The 25,251-nt window shown below is 37.0% G+C and carries 23 protein-coding genes and 1 pseudogene; 22 read left to right on the top strand and 2 right to left on the bottom strand.

Going from position 1 to position 25,251, the window contains the following annotated elements; all coding sequences use genetic code 11:
- Positions 1-5: 5 nt before the first annotated feature.
- From AMET_RS20670 to AMET_RS20625, 11 genes are all read left to right on the top strand, one after another.
- Complete coding sequence (locus AMET_RS20670) at positions 6-1,091, top strand: carbamoyl phosphate synthase small subunit (protein WP_012065239.1); 1,086 nt, start codon at positions 6-8, stop codon at positions 1,089-1,091.
- Positions 1,070-4,282, top strand: a complete 3,213-nt coding sequence (gene carB, locus AMET_RS20665; protein WP_012065238.1) for a carbamoyl-phosphate synthase large subunit — start codon at positions 1,070-1,072, stop codon at positions 4,280-4,282. The genes AMET_RS20670 and carB overlap by 22 nt, the downstream gene beginning before the upstream one ends.
- Complete coding sequence (locus AMET_RS20660) at positions 4,279-5,052, top strand: dihydroorotate dehydrogenase electron transfer subunit (protein WP_012065237.1); 774 nt, start codon at positions 4,279-4,281, stop codon at positions 5,050-5,052. The genes carB and AMET_RS20660 overlap by 4 nt, the downstream gene beginning before the upstream one ends.
- Positions 5,045-5,953: a dihydroorotate dehydrogenase gene (locus AMET_RS20655; RefSeq protein WP_012065236.1), complete on the top strand. Its 909-nt coding sequence runs from the start codon at positions 5,045-5,047 to the stop codon at positions 5,951-5,953. The genes AMET_RS20660 and AMET_RS20655 overlap by 8 nt, the downstream gene beginning before the upstream one ends.
- Before the next feature lie 143 nt (positions 5,954-6,096).
- On the top strand, positions 6,097-6,678 hold the full coding sequence (gene pyrE, locus AMET_RS20650; RefSeq protein WP_012065235.1) for an orotate phosphoribosyltransferase: 582 nt from the start codon (positions 6,097-6,099) through the stop codon (positions 6,676-6,678).
- Between the two features lie 156 nt (positions 6,679-6,834).
- The gene (locus AMET_RS20645; RefSeq protein WP_012065234.1) at positions 6,835-7,767 is read left to right on the top strand and encodes an ABC transporter ATP-binding protein; all 933 of its coding nucleotides are present in this window, start codon (positions 6,835-6,837) and stop codon (positions 7,765-7,767) included.
- A gap of 11 nt (positions 7,768-7,778) precedes the next feature.
- On the top strand, positions 7,779-8,957 hold the full coding sequence (locus AMET_RS20640; RefSeq protein WP_012065233.1) for an ABC transporter permease: 1,179 nt from the start codon (positions 7,779-7,781) through the stop codon (positions 8,955-8,957).
- The gene (locus tag AMET_RS20635) at positions 8,954-10,063 is read left to right on the top strand and encodes an ABC transporter permease (RefSeq protein ID WP_012065232.1); all 1,110 of its coding nucleotides are present in this window, start codon (positions 8,954-8,956) and stop codon (positions 10,061-10,063) included. The genes AMET_RS20640 and AMET_RS20635 overlap by 4 nt, the downstream gene beginning before the upstream one ends.
- 93 nt (positions 10,064-10,156) lie before the next feature.
- Positions 10,157-10,291: a hypothetical protein gene (locus AMET_RS26985; protein ID WP_278184223.1), complete on the top strand. Its 135-nt coding sequence runs from the start codon at positions 10,157-10,159 to the stop codon at positions 10,289-10,291.
- Positions 10,292-10,333: 42 nt separating this feature from the next.
- A complete protein-coding gene (locus tag AMET_RS20630; RefSeq protein ID WP_207636406.1) occupies positions 10,334-11,401 on the top strand; it encodes a sensor histidine kinase in 1,068 nt (355 codons plus the stop codon).
- On the top strand, positions 11,376-12,002 hold the full coding sequence (locus AMET_RS20625) for a response regulator (protein WP_012065230.1): 627 nt from the start codon (positions 11,376-11,378) through the stop codon (positions 12,000-12,002). Before AMET_RS20630 ends, AMET_RS20625 begins: the two co-directional genes overlap by 26 nt.
- Before the next feature lie 166 nt (positions 12,003-12,168).
- Here the strand turns inward: AMET_RS20625 and AMET_RS20620 are convergent, their stop codons facing one another.
- Complete coding sequence (locus tag AMET_RS20620; protein WP_012065229.1) at positions 12,169-12,597, bottom strand: aspartate carbamoyltransferase regulatory subunit; 429 nt, start codon at positions 12,595-12,597, stop codon at positions 12,169-12,171.
- Positions 12,591-13,526: an aspartate carbamoyltransferase gene (gene pyrB, locus AMET_RS20615; RefSeq protein WP_012065228.1), complete on the bottom strand. Its 936-nt coding sequence runs from the start codon at positions 13,524-13,526 to the stop codon at positions 12,591-12,593. Before pyrB ends, AMET_RS20620 begins: the two co-directional genes overlap by 7 nt.
- 514 nt (positions 13,527-14,040) lie before the next feature.
- On the opposite strand from pyrB, the gene AMET_RS20610 reads away from it, so the two are divergent.
- The 11 genes and pseudogenes from AMET_RS20610 (at position 14,041) to AMET_RS20560 (ending at position 25,247) form a co-directional block, all read left to right on the top strand.
- Entirely contained in the window at positions 14,041-14,484 is a 444-nt protein-coding gene (locus AMET_RS20610) for a hypothetical protein (protein WP_012065227.1), read from the top strand.
- A 418-nt stretch (positions 14,485-14,902) separates the two neighbouring features.
- Complete coding sequence (locus AMET_RS20605; protein ID WP_012065226.1) at positions 14,903-15,817, top strand: phosphatidylserine decarboxylase; 915 nt, start codon at positions 14,903-14,905, stop codon at positions 15,815-15,817.
- A 152-nt stretch (positions 15,818-15,969) separates the two neighbouring features.
- The gene (locus AMET_RS20600; protein WP_012065225.1) at positions 15,970-18,699 is read left to right on the top strand and encodes a sigma-54-dependent transcriptional regulator; all 2,730 of its coding nucleotides are present in this window, start codon (positions 15,970-15,972) and stop codon (positions 18,697-18,699) included.
- A gap of 284 nt (positions 18,700-18,983) precedes the next feature.
- Positions 18,984-19,289, top strand: coding sequence for a PTS sugar transporter subunit IIB (locus AMET_RS20595; protein ID WP_012065224.1), 306 nt, complete (start codon positions 18,984-18,986; stop codon positions 19,287-19,289).
- A 57-nt stretch (positions 19,290-19,346) separates the two neighbouring features.
- The gene (locus AMET_RS20590; protein ID WP_012065223.1) at positions 19,347-20,636 is read left to right on the top strand and encodes a PTS sugar transporter subunit IIC; all 1,290 of its coding nucleotides are present in this window, start codon (positions 19,347-19,349) and stop codon (positions 20,634-20,636) included.
- A 67-nt stretch (positions 20,637-20,703) separates the two neighbouring features.
- Complete coding sequence (locus AMET_RS20585) at positions 20,704-22,014, top strand: 6-phospho-beta-glucosidase (protein ID WP_012065222.1); 1,311 nt, start codon at positions 20,704-20,706, stop codon at positions 22,012-22,014.
- 26 nt (positions 22,015-22,040) lie between these two features.
- Positions 22,041-22,364, top strand: a complete 324-nt coding sequence (locus AMET_RS20580; RefSeq protein ID WP_012065221.1) for a PTS lactose/cellobiose transporter subunit IIA — start codon at positions 22,041-22,043, stop codon at positions 22,362-22,364.
- Positions 22,336-22,829, top strand: a pseudogene (locus AMET_RS27210) (MupG family TIM beta-alpha barrel fold protein). Before AMET_RS20580 ends, AMET_RS27210 begins: the two are co-directional and overlap by 29 nt.
- Positions 22,807-23,016 carry a phospho-sugar glycosidase domain-containing protein gene (locus tag AMET_RS27120; RefSeq protein ID WP_041721177.1) on the top strand — a complete coding sequence of 70 codons (210 nt, stop codon included), beginning with the start codon at positions 22,807-22,809 and terminating at the stop codon, positions 23,014-23,016. Before AMET_RS27210 ends, AMET_RS27120 begins: the two are co-directional and overlap by 23 nt.
- Before the next feature lie 408 nt (positions 23,017-23,424).
- Positions 23,425-24,399 (top strand): N-acetylglucosamine kinase, encoded by a 975-nt coding sequence (locus tag AMET_RS20565; protein WP_012065220.1) that lies wholly within the window; start codon positions 23,425-23,427, stop codon positions 24,397-24,399.
- Positions 24,396-25,247 (top strand): MurR/RpiR family transcriptional regulator, encoded by an 852-nt coding sequence (locus tag AMET_RS20560; RefSeq protein ID WP_012065219.1) that lies wholly within the window; start codon positions 24,396-24,398, stop codon positions 25,245-25,247. The genes AMET_RS20565 and AMET_RS20560 overlap by 4 nt, the downstream gene beginning before the upstream one ends.
- Positions 25,248-25,251 lie beyond the last annotated feature (4 nt).

Raw genomic sequence — 25,251 nt, 5'->3', positions numbered from 1 at the left:
AAAAAATGAAGGCAAAACTTATTTTAGAAAATGGAAGCATATTTGAAGGCAAGGCCTTTGGATATATAGGGGAAAGCGTTGGAGAGGTGGTTTTCAATACGGGAATGACAGGTTATCAAGAGATTCTAACGGATCCATCCTACCATGGACAAATTGTGACCATGACCTATCCATTGATGGGCAATTATGGAATAAACCTAGAGGATGTGGAATCCTCCAAAGTAAGGGTAAAGGCTTTAATTGTCAGAGAGCAGTGCGTCAAACCAAGTAACTGGCGTTGTGAGATGGACTTAGATGGATATTTAAAACAAAATCAAATTATGGGATTACAGGGGATTGACACAAGGGCGCTGACTAAAGTATTGAGAAATAATGGAACCATGAAGGGGATTATCACAACGGAGGAACTAACAACTCAAGAAATTCAAGCGAAATTGAGTGCATTTAGTAATGAAAAGGCTGTTGAAGCTGTCACGACTGAGGATGTTTATGAAATTCAGGGAACAGGAAAACATATTGCAGTGATGGACTTTGGTGTTAAGGAAAATATATTACGTTCCTTTCGAAAGCGGAACTGTAGGATAACAGTGTTCCCAGCCAATACTAGGGCAGAAGAAGTTTTAGCTGTCAATCCCGACGGCATCTTTCTATCAAACGGACCAGGAGACCCACAGGACTTAGAGTCTGTCATTGAGAATATCAAACAATTGATTGGAAAGAAACCGATATTCGGCATCTGTTTAGGACATCAGCTTTTAGCCCTGAGCCTAGGGGGTAATACCTCAAAGCTAAAATTTGGGCATCGAGGCTGTAATCACCCAGTTAAGGACTTGATTAATAGCAAGGTGTATATCACCTCTCAAAACCATGGGTATGTGGTCAAGAATGAGGACCTACCTAAGGAAATGGTAGTGACCCACATCAACTTAAATGATGAAACAATTGAAGGGATGCAGCATAAAACCCTACCTATTTTCAGTGTGCAGTTTCATCCAGAGGCATGCCCAGGTCCCCAGGACACAGGGTATTTATTTGACAGATTCATGAAAATGTTAGGAGGAGAACTCATATGCCAAGAGATCACAGTATAAGAAAAGTACTTGTAATTGGGTCAGGACCCATCACCATTGGACAGGCAGCGGAATTCGATTATGCAGGTACCCAAGCCTGCCAAGCGTTGAAGGAGGAAGGCGTTGAGGTTGTCCTAGTGAATAGTAATCCCGCTACCATTATGACGGATCGAGAAATGGCGGATAAAATTTATATAGAACCATTAAAAGTAGAAATCATAGAGAAAATTATAGAAAAAGAACGACCGGATAGTTTGATTGCGGGTATGGGAGGACAAACGGGACTCAACTTAGCAGTGGAGCTCCATGATCAGGGGATATTAAACAAATATGGTGTACGGGTGATTGGGACATCTATTGAATCCATTAAAAAAGGAGAAGATCGTGAGCTCTTTAAAAACCTGATGGAAAAAATACAGCAGCCTAGCATAGAAAGTGAGATTATTACAAAGCTAGAGGACGGGTTGAGCTTTGCAGAAGAGATTGGCTACCCGGTGATTGTCAGACCTGCCTATACATTAGGGGGAGCTGGAGGCGGAATCGCAGATGACCCAGAAGCCTTGAAGACGATTTTGACGGCTGGACTGCACCTAAGTCCCGTGGGACAAGTATTACTAGAAAGAAGTATCAAAGGTTGGAAGGAAATTGAATATGAGGTGATGCGAGATGGATCTGGGAACTGCATCACTGTATGTAATATGGAAAACATTGATCCTGTTGGTGTGCATACGGGAGATAGTATTGTGGTGGCACCCTCTCAAACCCTTTCAGATAAGGAATACCAGATGCTCCGAAGCGCATCCATTGACATTATCAACGCCATCGGAATAGAAGGAGGCTGTAATGTACAGTTCGCCCTAGACCCCCATAGCTTTGCCTATGTGGTCATTGAAATTAATCCAAGGGTCAGTCGGTCTTCAGCCCTTGCTTCTAAGGTAACGGGTTATCCCATTGCCAAGGTAGCCGCTAAGATTGCCCTGGGCTTTGGACTGGATGAAATTAAAAATGCAGTGACGAAAAAGACCTATGCCTGCTTTGAGCCCACATTGGATTATGTGGTTGTTAAAATACCCAAGTGGCCCTTTGATAAATTTCACGGTGCCAATCGAAGTTTAGGGACTAAGATGATGGCTACTGGAGAAGTCATGGCCATTGCAAATAACTTCGAAGCAGCTTTTTTAAAGGGAATTCGTTCATTGGAAATTGGACAATACTCCCTAGTTCATCAAGCTTCAAGAAATCGAACCATAGATGAATTAAAGGCAAGGGTTCAAATTCCTGATGATGAAAGAATATTTGATTTAGCAGAGATGCTTCGAAGAAACTACCGAGTAGATAAGGTTAGTGAAATTACTGGGATGGATCCATTCTTTGTAGAAAAAATTAAAGGAATCGTGGAAGAGGAAGAAAAACTAAGGAAAACAAGGGTAGAACATGTAACCGAGGAGTGGTTAAGGGAACTAAAAAAGAGGGGTTTTTCCGATAAGGGAATGGGTGATTTAATAGGATGCAGTCCCCAAAAGATCTATGAGCTAAGAAGCCAGTTTGATATTCATCCGGTTTATAAAATGGTAGATACCTGTGGGGGTGAATTTGAAGCTGTTTCCCCTTACTATTACTCTACCTATGACCAAGAGGATGAAGTGGTGGTAAGTGAGAGGAAAAAGGTGATGGTTATTGGCTCGGGACCCATTCGAATTGGTCAGGGAATCGAATTTGATTACTGCTGTGTTCATAGTGTGTTAGCCCTAAGAAAAGCAGGAATTGAAACAATCATGGTGAATAACAATCCAGAGACAGTTAGCACAGACTTTGACATATCCGATAAGTTATACTTTGAACCCTTAACCGAGGAAGATGTCTTGAATATTGTTGAAAAGGAAAAACCAAATGGTGTGATTCTACAGTTTGGAGGACAGACAGCAATTAAATTAGCTAAATTCTTTAGGGAAATGAATATTCCAATCCTAGGGACCCAGCCAGAGCAAATTGATGTGGCAGAGGATCGAGAGAAGTTTGAGGCTCTAATGGAAGAACTGAACATTGACAGGCCTAAAGGGAAGGCTGTGTGGAGCCTAGAGGAGGGTCTAGTTGTAGCAGAAACATTAGGATATCCCGTATTAGTGCGTCCCTCCTACGTCCTTGGGGGGCAGGGAATGGAAATTACCTATGAGGAAAAGGAATTAATAAGATATCTAGGAGATTCATTTGAGCGAGACAAGAAAACCCCAGTGCTCATTGACCGCTATTTAATTGGTACAGAAATTGAAGTCGATGCCTTATGTGATGGGGAAGAAATCTTGATTCCTGGGATAATGGAGCATTTAGAAAGAGCTGGGATTCATTCTGGAGATAGTATATCCATGTATCCAAGTCAAAACGTATCAGAAGAAATTAAGGAGAAGATAATAGACTATACAAAGCGAATTGCCTTAGCATTAAGGGTACAAGGGATGATTAACATTCAGTTCATCGAATATGAAAATGAACTTTACATTATCGAAGTGAACCCGAGATCTAGCAGAACGGTACCTTATATTAGTAAGGTAGCAGAAGTGCCAATTATTGCATTGGCAACAAGGGTGATGCTGGGTGAGAAAATTATAGATATGGGATATGGAACTGGTCTGTATAAAGAGTCTGAAATGGTAGGTGTAAAGGTACCCGTATTTTCTACGGAAAAGCTACCCTTGGTGGAGGTCAGCCTTGGACCAGAGATGAGATCCACTGGAGAGGTTTTAGGCGTCGGAAGAGATTGGGTGGAAGCATTGTACAAAGGCTGCCTAGCAGCTAAAATCCCCCTACTAAAACAAGATGGAAGGGTTTTGGTGACGATAAAGGATCAGGACAAAGAAGAGTTTCTGCCACTGGCCAAAAAATTTGCTGAAAAAAATTATGAATTTATCGCCACAGCAGGAACCGCAAAGTTTTTACGAAAGCATGGGATGGAAGCTAGAGAAGTAAACAAAATAGGGGAAGATCAACCCAATATCTTGGATGTTATTCGACAGGGTGAGGTAGACCTAGTGGTTAACACACCAACAAAGGGAAATGATACGAACAGAGATGGATTTAAAATTCGCCGTGCTGCAGTAGAGTCCTCCGTAGGGGTTGTCACATCCTTAGATACAGTGGCCGCTTTATTGACAGTATTGGAGTCGGAGGTTTCCATGGAAAACATAGAAGTGATTAATTTGGGGGTGAAGTCTTGAAAAGTACCTGTTATGCAAGGATAATAGAGCACATTGAAATTGCACCGGATATGTATAAGATGGTCTTATCTGCTGAGGAAATTGTAAAAAGTGCAAAGGTAGGGCAATTTGTAAATATCCATTGTAAGTATCCTGGAAGTCTACTCCCTAGACCCATTAGCATTTGTGAAATCGATCCTGAATTTAATACATTAACCCTTGTGTATGCTGTGTTAGGAAAGGGAACAAAGGCCCTGTCACAAATGATGGTAGGGGAAGAGGTAGAAATGATTGGACCCTTGGGGAATGGTTTTATGATTCCTGAGGATGCAAAAGATCACATCGTCATAGGTGGCGGCATCGGTACCCCACCCTTGTTGGAATTGGTGAAGCAATTAAAGGGGAATATAGAAGTATATCTGGGTTTTCGATGTCATCCAATACTAGTGAAAACCTTTGAAAAATATGGAGCAAAGGTATATGTTGCCACGGAGGATGGCAGTGTAGGGACAAAGGGAAATGTCATGGATATCCTAAAAGAGAGAAAGCATAAAGCGGATATGATCTACAGCTGTGGACCCAAGTCCATGCTATGGGCTGTTGCCAAATGGGCAGCAGAGCAGGAAATTAAAGCCCAGGTTTCCATGGAAGAACGGATGGCCTGTGGGATTGGGGCTTGTGTGGGATGCACCTGTAAAACAAAGAAAAAGCAAGATCAAGACTGGCAAAACAAACGGGTTTGTAAGGATGGACCTGTATTTTGGAGTGACGAGGTGATCTGGGATGACTAAGGTGAATATGAAAGTGAATATTGCGGGAGTGGAGCTTAAAAATCCTGTGATGACGGCTTCGGGAACATTTGGATCAGGTAGAGAGTATGGGGAGTATGTGGATTTAAACCAACTAGGTGCTGTGGTGGTCAAAGGGGTGGCCAATGAGCCATGGAAGGGCAACCCCAGCCCGAGAATTGCTGAAACCTATGGGGGAATGTTAAATAGTGTTGGATTACAAAACCCAGGGGTGGATGAGTTCATTGAAAAGGACATTCCCTTCCTTAGACAATATAATACTAAAATCATCGTGAATATTGCAGGAAGAACCATAGAGGATTATTGTGAAGTAGTGAAAAAATTAGGGGATGCCGATGTTGATTTATTAGAGTTGAACATTTCCTGTCCCAATGTGAAGGCCGGTGGGGTTTGCTTTGGGACCGATCCCTTTATGGTAGAGGAAGTGACCAAGGCAGTGAAAAAGGTAGCCAAACAGCCTTTGATTGTGAAGCTAACACCTAATGTGACGGATATTGTACCCATTGCCAAGGCTGCGGTGGCAGGCGGCGCCGATGGAATCTCCTTAATCAATACCCTCTTAGGGATGGCAATTGACATTCATAAAAGAAAGCCTATATTAGCTAATGTCATGGGTGGATTTTCAGGACCGGCCATTAAGCCCGTGGCCCTTCGGATGGTTTACCAAGTGGCCAATGCAGTGGATGTACCCATTATCGGAATGGGAGGCATTATGACTGGGGAGGATGCTGTAGAGTTTATATTAGCAGGAGCCAGTGGTGTCGCTGTGGGCACAGCAAACTTTATCAACCCCAGGGCAACCATTGATGTGATAGAGGGAATACAAGGGTATATGGAGCAATACAGCATTAAGGACTTAAAGGAGATTCGAGGGAGTTTATAATGGTGCGTATTTTAATAATAAATCATTAGCGTTAACTTAAGCCATAATTTGTCATCCTGAGTGGAGTGAAACGAAGTCGAAGGATCTTTTGGATAGAACTGGTTTAGGTTAACGTCTATGATTAACAAATAGGAGGAATGATGATGATCAGTGAAAAACGAGTAATTGAGATATTAACGGAATCAAATGTGTTATTAAAGGGGCATTTTTTATTAACCTCAGGAAGACATAGTGATCAATATATGCAATGTGCACAAATTTTACAATACCCAAAGTTTACAGAGGAAATTTCTAAAGGCCTAGCAGAGGAATTTAAGGATGATCAAATTGATATTGTTGTTGGACCTGCCATGGGTGGTGTGATCCTTGCTTATGAAATGGCAAGACAGCTAGGGGTAAAAAACCTATTTGCAGAAAGAGAAAATGGCAAGATGACCCTACGAAGGGGATTTACAATTCCCAAGGGGGCAAGGGTGCTGATTGCAGAGGATGTCATCACCACAGGAGGCTCCGTAAGAGAGGTAATGGAAGTAGTGAAGGCTCAGGGTGGAGAAGTGGTGGGTGTATCCCTACTAATCGATCGAAGTAATGGTGAAATTCAATTCGGTACAAAACTTAGGGCAGCATTAACAACAGAGGTTGTTTCATATGAAACAGATGAATGTCCAATGTGCAAAGAAGGAAAGACGGAACTTGTTAAGCCAGGAAGTCGAAAAATTATTTAGAAAGCTAATTAGAAAATAGATTTTCAAAGTAGACTAAAAGAACAAAACCATATGACATTTGTCATATGGTTTTATGCTTTTAGTCACTATGATAGAGGCTGGGAAGATTGTATGATTAGGATATAGAAATAGATTTAATAATGAGGAGGGAAATTCATGATTGTTGAAGTGAGAAATATAGTGAAAAGATATGGTGAGTCAATTGCTGTGGATCATGTAAACTTAAGTATAAAAGAAGGCGCAATTTTTGGGTTATTAGGCCCCAATGGTGCCGGAAAAAGCACCATGATTAATATGATGATAGGTCTAGCTAGAATTGATGGAGGAGAAATCAAAATCCTAGGGAAGGACATTAAAAAACATGAAATGTTTGTTAAAAGTCACATTGGAATTGTACCCCAGGACATCGCAATCTTTGAAGATTTAACGGCGGAAGAAAATGTAACCTTCTTTGGAAAATTGTATGGATTAAAGGGAAGTTCATTGAAACAAGGTGTTGAAGAGGCACTGGCCTTTGTGGGTTTGTGGGATAGAAGAAAGCAATTTTCAAAGAACTATTCTGGAGGAATGAAAAGAAGGTTAAATATTGCATGCGCTATTGCACATAAGCCCAAATTGATTATTATGGATGAGCCTACAGTTGGTATCGACCCTCAATCACGAAATTTAATACTTCAATCAGTGAAAGCCTTAAACCAAATGGGCTCCACCGTCATTTATACCTCACATTATATGGAGGAGGTAGAGGAAATTTGCACAGATGTGACGATCATGGATCATGGGAAAATTATTGCCCAGGGAACCAAGGAAGAGTTGAAGGAACTAATTTCCTCTGAGGAAAAAATTACTGTAGAAATCTCTACCATAAGCCATACTGTCGGGGAGAATATAAAAAAAATTGATGGTGTCAGAGAATGTACATTAAGAGATCAATATCTTGAGGTGATCTCTCAAAAGAATAGCAAAAACACCGGAGAGATTATTGATGCAGTTCTTGAGAGTGGTTCCAAGGTACAGTCATTTAATGTGGAGTCCCCCACCTTAGAAGATGTGTTTTTGACATTAACAGGAAGATCCTTGAGAGATTAGGAGGTGCGAAGATGAAGATAGTACAGATTAGCTATTATAAGCTACTTAGGCATGTAAGAGATAAAAAATCCATGAGCCAAATGATATTACTACCTATTATATTGATATTTATTTTAGGAACAGCCCTAAGTAATCATTTTACCATTACTGACATATCCCCAACAAAAGTAGCTTATTTTAGTCAGGATGCAGGAGCGGGATCTAGGTATTTCGAAATGTTTATGAAAAGTGGTGAGGTCAATCAGATTATCGATCTCCAGGAGGTGGATTCATATGATACAGGAATTGCCATGATAGAAAAAAGAGAAATGACGGCATTTGTCTATATAGATGAGGATTACTCCCATGGGGTATATCAAGGAAAGCAGGCGGATATTCAGGTTTTCAGTAGTGTCCAAGGTAGTTTTAGGACTTCTATTGTACAGAGTGTCGTGGATTCGTACATTAATGGAGCAAACACAGTACAAGCAAAAATCCGGTTAAATAATGGAGAAGAAATGGACTTGATTCATTATCTGGGCGATAATGAACAAATGTTTTTTACTAAAAATGAAAATATAGAAAATATCTCTATTGATACCGCAGGAAGCACACCTAAAGCAATGGATTATTATGCAGTTACGATGTTAGTGATGATCCTCATGTATGGAGCTGAATATGGAAGTGGTGCAATAGCTGAAATTAAGTTTCAAAGCAAAGGATCACGCTTAATAGCTGCACCGATTAGGAGATATGAGATTTATATAGGAAGTACATTGGGAGTGGCCCTCACCTTATTTATTCAGTCTGTTGTATTAATATTATTTACAAAGTATGTTTATCATGTGAATTGGGGAGATAACCTCTACATTATTCTGTTTACTTGTTTGACCTTGTCTATATTTGCAACGGGCTTAGGGATTGTAGGATGTTTATTGTCTGGTAGCTCTAAGGTGGCTTCTTCTGTAACCAATATTTTGGTGGTCATATTTACATTTGTGGCAGGAGGCTATATGCCATTGGACCAACAAGGAGGTTTGCTTGGGATCATGAGAGGACTATCACCAAATCATTATGCACAAAGGGCGATTTTCAACACGATTTATAGTGGTAATATGGAGCAAGTGAAGAGTTCAATTGGGATTATGTGGTTAATGATATTGGCAGTGTTTACGATATCGATTGTAAAGGGAAGGAGAAAAGTAATATGACGATATTTGAAAATAATATAAGAAGAATCTTAAAAAGTAAAAGTGGTATTGTAACCATGTTACTCATTCCCTTAGGTTTCATCCTTATGGTAACATTGATTTCATCTGGCGGGGGAGCAAACATAAGGGTAGGGGTAGCTGATGATGATCAGACTCCCCTTACGGAGATGTTGATTAACAATCTAGAGAACAAGGGACAGGTGATCAGGATACCAAAGGACCACTTGTCAGGAGAAATTGTGGATTTAAATATACAATATGGGATCTATATTCCTGAAGGATTTACTGATGAGATCATAGGAAATATGGACCCTAAAATTCAAGGATACGCCAGTATGGATACGAACATATCTCGTCCTATTGCGGTGTATGTCGATAGCTTCTTAGATGCTGCAAAAAATATTAGTGAGGTCTCAAATGAAGAACAGGAGAAATTTTATGCAGGTTTAGAGGCTTATGGAGATGGAAGCTTTAATGTAGTATATCATTCGATAGAAAGTAATGTACAAGGTAAGATCATCACAACAAATGGAATCGGATTTTTAATTATGGGGATATTGGTATTTTCCCTAAGATCCTCTACTCTAATTCTAGAAGATAAGGAGAATAGAACATTTTATCGTATTTTTGCAGCACCGATTCATTTAAAGAGCTTTATGATGCAAAACATATTAAGTTTTGTAGTGCTCTCTATCATACAAATTAACTTAGTACTCTTTTTCATGTCCGTGGTATTTAACATGGACTTAGGGCCTTCGGTTATCAATTTATTTGTTATTTTACTGGTTTTTAGTATTGTATGCATTGCCCTAGGTCTGGCAATAAGCTCTATGGTTAAAGATGTCCACCAGTTAGGCGTACTTTCAACATTTATTGTTACTCCCATGGTAATGCTAGGGGGAAGCTTTTGGCCTCGGGAAATCATGCCTGAAGCCTTACAAAGAGTCTCCACATTCGTACCGACGACATGGGCCCTAGAGGGAGCAACAAAGGTCTTATATGGTGATCCCTTAAGCAGTATGACACAGGAGATTTTCATATTAATGCTCTTTGCAGTGGTTTTCTTTTTACTGGGATCATGGAAGAACACAGATATTATTGATTAAAAAATAGAAGTGAGAAGTTGTTCTAGGTGATTAATAATATGAGAGATAGATAAGTAACTCATAATCACCTAGTATAACTTATATTTACAATAAATGAAGAGAATAGTAAACTGGTATTGTGATCAGTTGATAGAAATCACAAGGACCCTACTGATGAGTAAATCGGGATCCTTGTTTTATCCGAGAAATGAGAATGATTTTGAATATGAGTTAAGAAATGTGGGATAGATGATGAGGTATCTATTTAAAAGTATATTTTTCCTATTTGTTTTGACACAGACAATTACAAATAGGCAAGTAACGTACCTAGATGTAGTGGGTATTTTAGTGATGGTAATTTTAAATATAGTAAGAGAAAAGTACATAAATTCAAAGTGGTTGTTAGTAGTTGAATTTGGTATCATATTGATGTTTGTGCAACTAAATCCTTATTTTATCATTTTTTATGGGATGTTAACCCATGACCTGATTTTCAAGGAAATATATTGGGGACTGCTACCATCGGTTGCTTTGGGAGTGTATTTTTTAACTGGGAACGACTTGTACAATTATATATTGATCATATTTCTGTGTAGTTTTTTTGCATATATAAGTAAAGAACTGACATATAAAGAAAGAAATTTAAGGAAAGCCTATGATTCTGAACGGAAGTTCACATATGAACTAGAAGCAACAAAAAATAAGCTAATGAATTCTTCAAAGGAGATAGCACATTTAACAGAGGTGAAGGAACGAAATCGGATTGCAAGAGAGATTCATGATAATATAGGACATAGTATCGCTGGAATTTTAATGCAAATGCAGGTGGTAGAAAAGTTGTACGATAAAGATTCGAAAAAGTCTAAAGAGCTATTAGGGGATTCTGTGGAAAAACTAGCCAACACATTGGTGATTTTAAGGGATACAGTGCATAATATCAAGCCTAAGGAAGAATTAGGAATAGAATATATCAGAAAGCTCGTAGAGAATTTCTCATTTTGCCCAGTACAATTTAAATGTAGAGGGGATTTTAATCACATTACCACAACTCATCTAGAAATTTTAACGACAAATATAAAAGAAGCCTTAACCAATGTAACGAAGCATTCAAATGCCTCTAAGGTTGAAGTCTCTATAGATTGCAATGAAAAGTTCACTAGACTGTATATAAAGGATAATGGGGTTGGCTGTGAGGACATAAAGGAAAACTTAGGGATCAGTGGAATGAGGGAGCGGGTAAGGAATGCTGGGGGGAGTTTTTCTGTAAGTAATGATCATGGATTGTTAATAGTAAGTGTGTTACCTGTAGATTGTGTGGGAGGGGGGAGAATCCTTGAAGGTTTTAATTGTCGACGATGATGCACTAATCAGGGATAGTTTAAAAATTTTAATTGACCTAGAGGCCGATTTTACAGTGGTGGGGACTGCCTCCAATGGACAAGAGGCATTTGAATTTTGTAAAGAATATGCCCCAGATTTAATCCTAATGGACATCCGTATGCCTATAATGGATGGTGTCTTGGCTACAAAGATGATTAAGGAAAGCTTTGGCAGTATTCGAATCATTATATTAACCACATTTAAAGATGATCAGTATATAAAAGAAGCCTTGAAAAATGGAGCCCAAGGATATATTTTAAAAAGTCAGTCCGCCGATAGCATTATAGAGAGTCTGAGGACCGTAAGTAAGGGAAATGTAGTATTTGAAACAGAAATAGCCTCTGTACTGACCTCAATGCTTAAGGAAGAAAAAGAGAAACATCACTTAGATTTGCAACTGACTGAGAGAGAGCATGAAATTATAAAATGGGTAGGAGAGGGTTTATCTAATCGGGAAATTTCTGCTGCCTTATATTTAAGTGAGGGAACGGTACGGAATTATGTGACTCAGTTATTAGAAAAGCTCAACGTAAGAGATCGAACGCAACTGGCTATATTTTACCTAAAGTACATTCAATAGAAAAAAGAAATGTCAATGAACGATTTGAGGACACATGAGATGAATTAATATCCCGTGTGATAAAAAACCAATGACATTTTAAGATTAAAAGGGGAATTTCTAATTGAAAATCAATTAGAAATTCCCTTTTTAAATTTTAATGTAGAGGCTTTTATACATTGTAAAACTATAGTTTGTATTCCGTAAGTTCCTCGCAGTAATGACAACGATATTGGATTTTTCCATTGGGAACAAGGGTGAACTCAGACTGGGCATAATCATCAACAGAAGTGATGCAGCGTGGGTTCTTACATTCAAATAATCCCTTAACCTTGACCGGCAATTTTACCTGTCTCTTTTCCGCGATTTCTCCTTGGGAAATTAAATTGATGGTAATATTCTGGTCAATCAGACCTAGCATTGTTAAGTCTAAATCAACTTCATCCTGTATTTTAATGACATCTTTTTTACCTAATGTTTTACTAGATACATTCATCAGTAATACCACAGGTGAAGAAATCTTGTCTAAATTAAGTTTTTGAAATATTTTCAAGCCTTTTCCAGATGTAATATGGTCAATCACAATTCCTTTATGAATAGAAGTTACCTCTAACATGACTCAATCACCCCCAACTGTAATGCCATTAAGGCCATTCTGACATAAACGCCTAGTTTTGCTTGTTCAAAATATTTTGCACGAGTATCTGTATCTACCTCAGGATGAATTTCATTGACCCGTGGTAGTGGATGCATAATCAAAAGGTCTTCTTTCGCATTTCTTAGTTTTTGTAGGTCTAATATATAACTATCCTTTAATTTTACGTACTCTTCCTCATTGAAAAAGCGTTCTTTTTGAATGCGAGTCATATACAAAATATCAATTTCAGACATATGCTTTTCCAAAAATGTTGTTTCAACAATTTCAACGTTATTGCTTTTAATCACTTCGTCCTTTAGATGTTTAGGAATTTTTAATTCGGAAGGAGAGATGAAAACAAACTCCATATTTGGAAAACGACTTAGGGTTTTCAAAAGAGAGTGGACTGTTCTTCCAAACAGCAAATCTCCACAAAAGGCAACCTTTAAGTTTTCGATTTTACCCTTGTTATGGTGGATTGTAATCAGATCGGTTAATGTTTGTGTAGGGTGCTGATGACCGCCATCTCCACCATTGACAATTGGAACTGTGGCATATTGGGAAGCCAGTAGTGGTGCACCTTCACGGGGATGGCGCATGACAAGGAGGTCTGCATAATCATCTAGTACTCGTATGGTGTCAGCAATACTTTCTCCCTTTTTAGCTGAGCTGGTATTGGCATCGGAAAAGCCAAGGACAGTTCCACCCATTCGAAGCATTGCAGATTCGAAGCTTAATCGTGTTCGTGTACTAGGTTCATAAAACAATGTGCCTAAAATTTTACCTTTACAAATTTCCCGATAGTGATTAGGATTACGGTAAATTTCTAAACCTAAGGTGATGATGTTATCAAGCTCTGCTAAACTCAACTGGTTTGGATCAATTAAGTGTCTTCCTTTTAGTGACATAAAAATTCCTCCCTGATTTGTAGTATGGGAGCTAAACTCCCTTTTTAGTCTCTCTGGACCAAATTAAAGGTGATTGTAAAACTGAAAATTCCTCTGATGCTACCCCATGGACTCATGGCGCACTTAAATTTTTAATGCCTCTTTATTGAAAATTTCAAGTGCTTAAACAAAAAACCTTTGGTCAGAGACCAAAGGTTAAGGTATACACAAATAGTACAAAGTACATGGTAACATGTATTCTGTACATTCATCGCATTGTATGCGTAACCCTTTCAGTCTCACAGGACTTAATTAAAGGAAAAGCCATAAGTATTAATTAGAATATAACATGGAATAGTTGAAAAGTCAATTGATGGAAAAGTCTTTAAAAATTGTTAAATAAATGTAAATTTTAACATACTCTAAATTAGCAAAAATGATATAATAATAAAAAATCTAAAAAATCTAAAAAATCTAAAAAATCTAAAAAATCTAAAAAATCTAAAAAATCTAAAAAATCTAGGAGTGAGGGCTAATGGGAACATTGATGGATAAGCTAGATAGTTTATTTACAGTTGAAAGAAAAGATAATAATTTTAAGCGTATTTTTATGACTTTTGTGTTATTGATACTAGTCGGTGTCAGTTTACCCATGTATTTTATGTATGAAGATTACGCCTATAACAAATACAAAGATCATTATGAGCAAGTTAAAACTGTTGTGGAAGAATATAAACTCCAGGAGGGGGTTTATCCAGTCGGAGAAGAAATGAGCTGGAGTGACGAAAAGCAGTTAAATACTTTTTTCCAATCCAATAACTTTAATCAAGCAAGACAATTTTATTATATTGACAAATCCCTATTATCCCAGTGGGTTCCATCAAAATATACTTATATTATAGAAATCGATACAGGAACCCTGTATACAAGTGAGTTTGTTGTTTTTAAGAATAAACGATGGCATTTAGCATACCACTAAGGATAAACTGCTTAAGAAGAATCACATTGCTGTAGCGTAAACACAATGGGATTCTTTTTTTATATAGTAGGAAAGTTCTCCTTTCCTACTATATAAAAAACAGGGGTTGAAAGGGGAAGTATTCCCCTTCCGTAGTCAGAAGGGTGCTCAGACGACTTTGTCGTCGTCGAAGGGAAACTAGGTTTCCCTATAAGCAGGCAACCAATTTAGTTTGCTAAATTGTGTTGATCGCTTAGTTGTTTCATCCAGCGAAAGCGTCGAAGACGCTCTTTTTATTGAAGTTAAAGGGATAGTCTTGTAAAATAAAGAAGACTTATGATATTTAGCTGAACTTGACTTAGCAATCTGAAATAGTGATAAATCGGCGAAGGCTACAAAGGCTAAAATCAAAATCAAAATATAGATAAGAGGGTTGAAAATGGACATTTATTATATCGATCGCAATACAGGGAAAAAGGAAAAGGAAGTCGTTGCTGGGGATCGCTTTTTACGATGGCTACATGATCGTAAAAGTGGTGCAACAGCATTGGAACTTCTCATAAAAAGAAAATGGTTCTCAACATTATATGGAAAGATGCAGGATCAACCCTTCAGTAGAAAAAAAATAGCTAAGTTTGTCTCAGATCTTTCCATCGATTTAACAGAGGCGGATAGAAAAAGCATCGGTGATTATCGACACTTCAATGATTTCTTTACTAGAAAACTAAAAAAAGAAGCACGTCCCATATGTGAAGCCTTGGATGCTTTTGCTTCACCAGCCGATGGACGATTATTGGCCTATGCAGACATTGATCAAGATAAAATGATACAGGTAAAGGGAATGAACTATACACTGAAAGCACTTTTTCAGGATGAAGATTTGGCTAAAGGATACCATGGTGGTTCATGTATTGTTATTCGCCTTAATCCTTCAGATTATCATCGCTTCCACTTTCCCGATGGTGGAATCCCTCATGAGTATACAGCCATTAAGGGACAGTACTATTCTGTTAATCCAATTGCATTAAATCGAATTGCAGAAGTATACTGCCAAAACAAAAGAGAACTCACATTGTTCCAATCAGATGAGTTTGGTCAGATTGCTTACTTTGAAGTAGGGGCTACCTGTGTAGGTTCTATCATTCAGACCTATCAGCCTAAACAAAGAGTTGAAAAAGGGGATGAAAAAGGATATTTTAAATTTGGAGGCTCCACAGTGATTTTATTAATGGAGAAGGGGCACATCAAAATTGATGAAGATATAATCAACAATACCAATAGGGGGTTTGAAACAAAGGTGAATATGGGAGAAAAAATTGGTGGGAAAGCAAATTTTCTATTGACTGAAATTTAGAATAATCAATGATTAAGAAATATCAAATTCACTCAGATCATAAATTTATTTAAGTGTTATTATTTTAGGGATAGTGAGTACTCTCAAGTTAATTTATTAAACTGTTACTTGTCCCATGAATTGTCAAATAAATTGAATGAAAGAGGAATATTATGAAAAAGATTGATAAGGTATATGAGGTATTGACTCAGTTGGAGGAAAAATTTAATCGAGGGATTTCTGCTTATGAAATTAGCGAAGTACTAAAAGCAGATAGATCTAATGTAAGTAGATACTTAAATGCTCTTTACGGAAAAAAGAGGATTGACAAAATTGAAGGAAGACCTGTCCTATATACTTCTACTAAAAGGGGCAAAGTATCTCAAACAACAGGATCTATTGAGAATAATCTAGATAAAATTATTCTACAGCAACAAAGCTTGCTAATACCAATACAACAAGCTAAAGCTGCTATTTTATATCCACCTAGAGGGCTACATACATTAATATTAGGTGAAACAGGTGTTGGGAAGTCAATGTTTGCAGAAATAATGTATGAATTTGCTTTTGAATCAAAGGTAATTGAAAAAGAAGCTTCCTTTATTAGATTTAATTGTGCTGATTATGCTGATAACCCTCAACTGGTAATGGCACAAATATTTGGTGTTAAAAAGGGAGCATATACAGGTGCAGATAAGGATAGAGACGGTCTGCTGAAAAAGGCAAATGGAGGAATGCTATTTCTTGATGAAGTACATAGACTGTCACCCCAAGGGCAAGAGATGCTGTTTACGTACATTGATACAGGTGTTTTTAGGGCTCTAGGAGAAACAGAAAAAGCCATTGCTGTAGATGTACAAATCATTGCTGCCACAACAGAGGATCCTCAATCTTATTTACTTAATACATTTACAAGAAGAATCCCAATGGTTATTACTTTGCCCCCTTTAAGAAAGAAAAGCCTAGGAGAGAGATATTATTTAATTGAATATTTTATAAAGAAGGAGTCAAAGAGAATTGGAAAAAGTATATATGTAAATAAGAATTCTCTTATTTCGCTACTTCTTTACCATTGTCCAAATAATATTGGTCAGCTCGGGAGTGATATTCAGTTAACCTGCGCAAAAGCTTTTGTAAATTACAAGTCAAGAAAAGAAGATTATATATTAATTACACAGTCAGATCTACCTCAGTATGTAAAAAAAGGAATGATGAGAATTAATGAATTAAGAGTTGAGATAGATCAACTCTTAAAAACAAAGGGAGATGTTCTGCGATTTAACTATAGAGAAGATGCAGTGCCCAATATCATCAATGAGCCAAGTCATGGGGGAGATTTTTATGATGTAATAGAAAAAAAGTTAGAAGACTTAAAAAGATCTGGAATAGATGCTGAGGAGATTAATCAGATTATCAATATAGATATTGAGAGTCACTTTCAAAAATATCTTGTCAACCTACATGAAGACATTGGAAGACCAGAAATTTCTAAAGTTGTAGACATTGAAGTCCTAGATACGGTGAAAGAAATCCTTCAATTGGCGCAGAATAAGATGAATAGAGAATATGACCCAAAGATATATTATGGATTAGCACTTCACATCAACTGCTTCATTGAACGGGTTAACAAGGGTTTGAAAATTTATCACCCTAAATTAAACTTAATTCGGGTTGAATATCCAGATGAATTTTTAGTAGCAATGGAAGCAGTGAAAATTATCGATAAGAAATTTCATATTCAAACGCCTTTAGATGAAGTTGGGTATTTAACCTTGTTTTTTATTACGAATCCCTTAGATTTTGATGGAGTGGAAAAGCTAAAGGTAGGGATACTCGTTATTATGCATGGGAATACAACCGCAAGTAGTATGGTGGAAGTCAGTAATACATTAGTGGGAGAGCAGCATGCCATTGCTTTAGATATGCCACTTAGTATAAATCCTTTAGATATGTATGAGTTAGCTAAAAAACAAGTTATGGAGTTAGATAATGGCAGAGGCGTATTGCTATTGGTGGATATGGGATCCTTAACTAATTTTGGCGACATGATATATGAGGAAACAGGTATAATCGTAAAAACAGTGGATATGGTTAGCACATCAATTGTTATTGATGCTTGCAGAAAGGCTGTATTAGGAAGAGGTATCAATGAAATCTACGAGAGTTTGAGGGGTGAGGGATTAACAAATAGTAACTTTAGTAAAGCAGTAAAGATGATAAAGAAGATAAAGAAAAATATTATTATTACAGCTTGTTTTACAGGAGAAGGTGCATCAGAACGACTTAAGGGACTGATCGAAGAGAAGTTAACCGATTGTTATAATCTTGAGATCATACCATTAAATATGCTCGATAGGAAAGCGTTTTTGGCTTCAATAAATGAATATAAAAAAAATCATAAAATTTTAGCTATTATTAGTACCATAGATATCCATATGAGTGATATTCTCTTCATATCAGCAGAAGAGATGATTGCTGGTGATGGACTGAAATATCTTGAAGAAGTTGTAACGGATGAAGAAAATTATATTAAAATAGGCAAATCCTTAAAAAGTCACTTGAAAGAAATTGATGGTGAGAAAGTAATTGATGAGATAAGAGATACAATTACTAATATTGAAAGAACGTTAAATATAAAAGTAAAATATGAGGCCATAATTGGGATTATTCTTCACATCAGCTTTCTATTAGATAAATTAAAGAGTGGTGGGAGCCAAACTGATTTTAATGAATTAGCATCTTATAAAGACCAGTTTAATAGAGAAATGATACTGATCAAAAACTGTTTTAAAACCTTAGAGGTTAATTATGGAATAAATATAGGTGAACATGAGTTGGCACATATTTGTAAAATAGTAGTGTCTAATAATGAAAATGAGACTTTATATAACGACTATAATTAAAAGTGTGTAACTGTGTAAAATAGTGTGCGATGAAATATGCACACTATTTTTAATTTTTGAAATTTTTAATGAATTCAGGAGAACTGGTATAGCTGAACTATAGAAAAAAAGCATATTAATCTAACAATCAGAAAAATTGGCACCACTCTTGCTGTATATTATGTGACAAAGATGAAAAAAGGGGGGGATATCATGAGACAACTATGGGTGCACTGCTGTTAGCCGTAGACAGTTTTAGATAAATGAAATTATGAATATAGTCTGAAAATGGAGGAGGTAATGTGATGAAAAGAGTAATGCTAGTATGCTCTGCAGGTATGTCTACAAGTTTGTTGGTAACAAAAATGAATATAGCTGCAGTCAAAACAGGGGTTTTGGTTGAAATTTTTGCTGTATCTGAATCCGACGCTTCCAAACATTTTGATCATATTGATGTTTTATTGTTAGGACCACAGGTGAGATATTTGTTAGGCAAAATGGAAAAGACATTGGCTGGAAGGGGGGTACCAGTAGCCATAATTGATGGTATCAATTATGGAAGAATGAATGGAGACGCTGTTTTAGAGCAGGCTTTAAAACTATTAGAGTAGACTTATTTATACTTTAATTTTCTAAGACAGTTAGATTAAAATTAAAGGGGGATAATTATGAAAAAATTTATTGAGTTTATGGAAAAGTACTTTATGCCTGCGGCATCTAAAATAGGTGCACAAAGACACTTAGTCGCTATTCGTGATGGGTTTGTTGGTATTATGCCTTTGATTTTAGCGGGTTCATTTGCTATACTGCTAAACGCCACACTGCTTGACTGGGTTCCGTTTTTTGGATTTCTAAGGGGAATTAATGAGAATGTTTTATGGGGCACATTTTCAATTATGACTCTTTTGGTTGTGTTTTCAACGGGTTATAACTTAGCCAAGGGGTATGGTGTAGATGGATTAGCAGCTGGATTAATTTCCATTGGCGCATTTATTGCGGTTACACCCCAAGCTCATGGGGATGCAGGTGGGGGTTATATCCACAATAGTTTCCTAAGTGCAACGGGGTTATTTACTGGACTTTTGGTAGCCATCATTGCAACTGAAATTTTTGTGAAACTAACAAAACGTAATCTGGTTATTAAAATGCCAGATACTGTCCCACCAGCAGTAGGAAGAGCCTTTGCTGCTGTAATACCAGGAATTGCATCAGTATATGCTTTAGGAATTGTAGCTTATATCATTGCTACTGTTGGTGATACAAGTTTATACGATTTAATATATAACACGATTCAAGCACCACTTCTAATATTGGGTCAAGGCCCTATTTCGGCCATGATAGCAGCTATGCTGATTAATTTATTCTGGTTCTTTGGCCTACACGGAGCCAATTTATTAGAACCTATTATGAATACAGTTTATTTACCAGCGCTTTTAGAAAATGCAGACTTAGTTGAGCAGGGGTTAGTAGCAACAAATAACATAACGAGGGTGTTTTTTGACGCCTATGTGCACTTAGGTGGGTCAGGAGCAACATTAGCACTAATAGCAGCAATATTTATCGGTACAAAAAAACGTAAAGAATATAAAGAGGTGGCTAAGCTAAGCTTACCTAATGGAATTTTCCAAATTAACGAACCCATGATATTTGGTATGCCAATTGTTTTAAATCCAATTCTCTTTATACCATTTATTATTACCCCAGCTGTACTGACTCTCATTGCATATCTTGCAACAGTAAGTGGATTAGTTCCACCAACATTTGTGGCAATTCCATGGATTACACCAATGGGTATTGGTGGATTTCTAGCCACAGGTGGAAATATTATGGGTGGATTGCTAGCGTTGTTCAATTTCTGTGTAGCAGTATTGATTTATCTACCATTTATTAAGCTTGCAGATAAGTATGGGCAAGATCAATATGGAGAAGATCGAAGTAAAAAAAGCACAAGTCACTAAAGTATAAGGTGAAGGGAGTGAGTAAACTCCCTTTATCTTATCATACTATGAATAATGAGGTGAAATGATGGAAAATGGATTGAAAATTACAGTTATTGGCGGTGGAAGTAGCTACACACCAGAGTTAATAGAGGGACTTATTACAAGAGCCAATGAGCTACCAGTTAAAGAGATACATTTAGTAGATATAGAAGAAGGGAAAAAAAAGTTGAATGTTATTTTTGAGCTAACAAGAAGAATGATAAAGAAAGCAGGATTAAAAACCCAGGTATACCAAACAGTAGATAGAAAAAAAGCAATAAAGGATTCGGATTTTATCCTGACTCAAATAAGGGTAGGTGGATTAAAGGCAAGGGCATTGGATGAAAAAATTCCTCTGAAATATAATATGATTGGTCAGGAGACAACGGGAGCAGGAGGATTTGCTAAGGCATTAAGAACAATGCCAGTTATATTAGATATTTGTAGAGAAATAGAAATACTTGCTCCAAATGCATGGCTGATTAACTTTACCAATCCAGTTAGTATTATAACTGAAATGGTGCTTAAACATACAAATGTGAAAACAATAGGACTCTGCAATGTTCCAATTGGTATGATCAATAATATCGCAAAGATACTTGGGTATGAAAGCAAACGATTAAAGATAGATTTTGTTGGTTTAAACCATATGGTTTATGGGAAAAGAGTGTATTTAGATGGTCAGGACATTACTTCTGATGTCTTAAATGAGCTGGCAGAAGGTAAAACGGTGACGATGAAAAATATCCCAGACTTAGTTTGGGATAAAGATTTCCTTTATGCTTTAGGAATGATACCATGTCCATATCATAGATACTTCTATATGGCAGATGAGATGCTGGAGGATGAAAAGAAAGCTTTAAATGAGAAGGGAACAAGGGCAGAGCAGGTAATGAAAATAGAGAGTGCGTTATTTAACCTTTATCAAGATAATGAACTTAATATAAAGCCAAAGGAACTAGAAGAACGTGGAGGCGCATATTATTCTGATGCAGCAGTATCACTAATTAGTGCTATTTATAATGATAAGGAAGAAATTCATACTGTCAATATCCACAATAATGGTGCTGTGTTAGGGTTAGAGCAGGATGTAGTAGTAGAAATAAATGCAGTAATAGGAAAATCCGGTGCAAAGGGCATCGCAACTGGAAAATTACCTACAAATATTAAGGGACTAATACAAACAGTAAAAGCATATGAGCTTTTGACAGTAGAGGCAGGTATGTCTGGAGATTATAATACAGCACTAATGGCTCTTGTGTCTAATCCCTTAGTACCATCAATAAAGGTTGCAAAAAAAGTATTAAATGATATATTGATAGAAAATGCCAACAACCTACCTCAATTCAATAAATAATAACATAATGCAAGGAGTGATTAAACTTGGATATCGAAGTGGCTATATTTACTCTGATTACCCATAGCGGAGAAGCAAGAAGTTCCAGCATGGAGTCTATACAGCATGCGAAAAAGGGAGATTTCAAAAAAGCCATAGCATGTATTGAAGATGCAAAAGCAAAGCTAATCTTAGCCCATCAGGCTCAAACAACATTAATACACGCAGAGGCACAGGGGAACAAGGTGGAAATATCTCTATTAATGATCCATGCACAGGATCACTTAATGAATGCCATGACCATTAAGGATATGGCTGAAGAATTTGTTGATTTATATAAAAATGTACTACCTGAAAAATGGGAGGCTTAATGGAATGAGGGAATTGGGAGTATCAATATACCCTGAAAATGCAAACGTTGAAGAAATAAAGGATTATCTATCACTGGCAGCTAAATATGGGTTTACAAGAGTATTCACTTGTCTTATATCAGCTAAGGGTAATAAGGATAAAGTGATTGAAGAGTTTAAAGAAATAATAGACCATGCTGATAGATTGGCAATGAAAACAATAGCAGGTGTAAGTCCCTCGGTATTCGATGAATATAACATCAGCCATACTGATTTAAAGTTTTTCAAGGATATGAAGCTGTGGGGACAAAGTATCTAGAAAATATACTATCTTATATACCAAACAAAGATAATTTAATTGGATGCCATAACTTCTATCCCCATCGGTATACAGGATTATCCAGAGGGCACTTTATTAAATGTTCCAAGGAATATAGAAAGGGGGGCATAAGAACAGCGGCCTTTGTATCCTCCAACGCCCATTAAAAGAGGAGATACTATCATTGAAAGCTCCCTTTATGATAGGTATGCTGGTGAGCTTCAAATTGCACTTCAGGATATGGATAACAGTGGGAAGACTAGTGTTGTAGGAAAAGTATGTGACGAAGAGGTGTATCTCTTGGATCATGTGCGCCCTTGGCAAAAATTCAAGTTTAAAGAAAATATGAGATAGCCAATGAACATAAATTGGCAGAAAAGCAGCTGAGTAGCTGCTTTTTTTGTACTATACTAACTGCTTTTTATATTCTATTTTGTTGCTAAGACTTCCTTTGAATTAAGTCTATTTCATGAAAATCAATAATAATGGAAGGGTCTCCATATGAATCGAATCTATGGATATTCTCAATTATAGTAAAAAAAGTTCCAAGATATAATCGGTGTTTTAAGTACGTAAAATTTGTACAAATTTCAGGTAAGTAAGTGAATGTAGACAAATTAGCTTATTTTATTTTAGTAATGTAGTTAAACACATAAAAGGTGTGAAAAATATTTTCAAAATTAAACATTAATATTGAAAATAAAAATCAAAAATGATATTATTTAATTAATCAGAAAATATAAGCATTAAGGAGAGTCGATTATGGGCTTACTCATTGGGATTGATGGTGGTGGAACAAAAACAATAGGATATATGGTGAATACATCTGGAGAAACCATAGCTAGAGAAAGAACTGGTTCACTAAACATACACTCTCAAGGGATACAGAAAGTGGAAGAAAATTTTTGTAATCTGATAAGCATACTGCTTAATGAAAACTGCTATACAATTGATGATATTGATCTGATTTCCCTCGGTGTTGCAGGAATAGGAAGAGAAGAAGATAGATTAATATTTGAAAATATTCTTGAAAAAGTAAAGGTTAAAAACAAGGTTCTATTAAGTACAGATGTTCAAATTGCCTTAGTCGGGGCCAATGGTAATGCAGAAGGAATATTCGTATTAAGCGGTACAGGGTCCATCGCTTACGGAATCGATTCAATGGGGCAAGAATATCGTGCTGGAGGGTGGGGACACATACTTGGAGATGAAGGTAGTGGGTATGATATTGGAAGAAATGCATTGGCAACATTGGTGAAAGTTGTGGATGGCAGAGAACAAAATACATCTTTAACGAAGGAAATAATTAAAAAATTAAATTGGGAGAAGGCTACGGATGTTATAGGATATGTACACCATCCCCATAGAACAAAGGCTGATATCGCGAGGATAACTCCTGTAGTTCAATATTGTGCGGATTGTGGAGATGATGTTAGTACAAGAATATTACAAGAGGCAGCAGAGAGCCTCTGTGAACTTAGTAAAACATTGATAAGAAAGATGCCCCAGGGTGGTTCCTTGACCATAAAAGTTGGGGGAGGAGTGTTGGAGAATGTCAGCATTGTTTACGATCACTATGTAGAATGTATAAAAAAACAATATAAATATGTAGAAGTTTCGAAATCATTACATCCCCCTGTTGTAGGAGCTTTAATACTAGGCTTTAAGAGATTGGGAATATCCTTTGATTCGTTTGATTTTTATAATGGGAAGAAAGTAGGTGGAGAGAAAAAATGAGTGGCTGTTTAGTAAAAATTAGGCAAGGCTTAGAAAGTTTCAAGCCATCAGAAAAAAAAGTAGCACAGTTTATACTGGATACTCCTAGGGAGATTAAAGATCTTTCTATTACGGAATTGGCAAAAAAAAGTAACACAAGTGAAGCTAGCATTGTAAGGTTTTGTAAAAGTTTAGAGCTGAAAGGGTATCAAGAATTAAAATTGGCAGTATCACTGGAGACATCTAGGGCTGAGCAAGGTGAAAAGGTATTATTTGAGCAAATTGGAACAGGGGATAGTACTCAGGAGATTATTTCTAAGGTTTCATCGGGTAACATACAGGCGATTGAGGACACAAAGAATATTCTTTCATCAGAAGAGTTAGAGAAAGCCATAGAAACGATTGACAAGGCAAAGAGTATTAATATTTTTGGTTTGGGAGCTTCGTCTGTAGTTGCACTTGATGCACAATATAAATTCATGAGAATTAATATACCAACTCATATGTATTTTGATAGTCATATACAAATGACATCTGCTGTACATTTGACTAAGGAAGATGTGGCAATTGGAATCTCTTACTCAGGGAGAACAAAGGAAATCGTAGAAGCAATGAAAGTTGCAAAGAAAAAAGGAGCTAAAACTATTGCTATAACACAATTTGGAGACTCTCCTCTTGCCGGTAGTGCAGATATTAAGTTATATACAGCGGCAGTAGAAAATAACTTTAGGAGTGGTGCCATGGCATCTCGAATTGCCCAACTCACAGTGATTGACAGTTTGTTTATAGGGGTTGCTTGTAGAAGGTATGACGAAGTGATTGAACATTTATATGAAACAAGAGAAGTGGTAAAGGATAGGAAGTATTAGAGAG

The organism is Alkaliphilus metalliredigens QYMF, from assembly GCF_000016985.1.
In the GTDB taxonomy this organism is placed as follows: Bacteria; Bacillota; Clostridia; order Peptostreptococcales; family Natronincolaceae; genus Alkaliphilus_A; species Alkaliphilus_A metalliredigens.
Note: the sequence above shows the minus strand (reverse complement) of the source record. Positions and strands in the feature narration are given on the sequence as shown.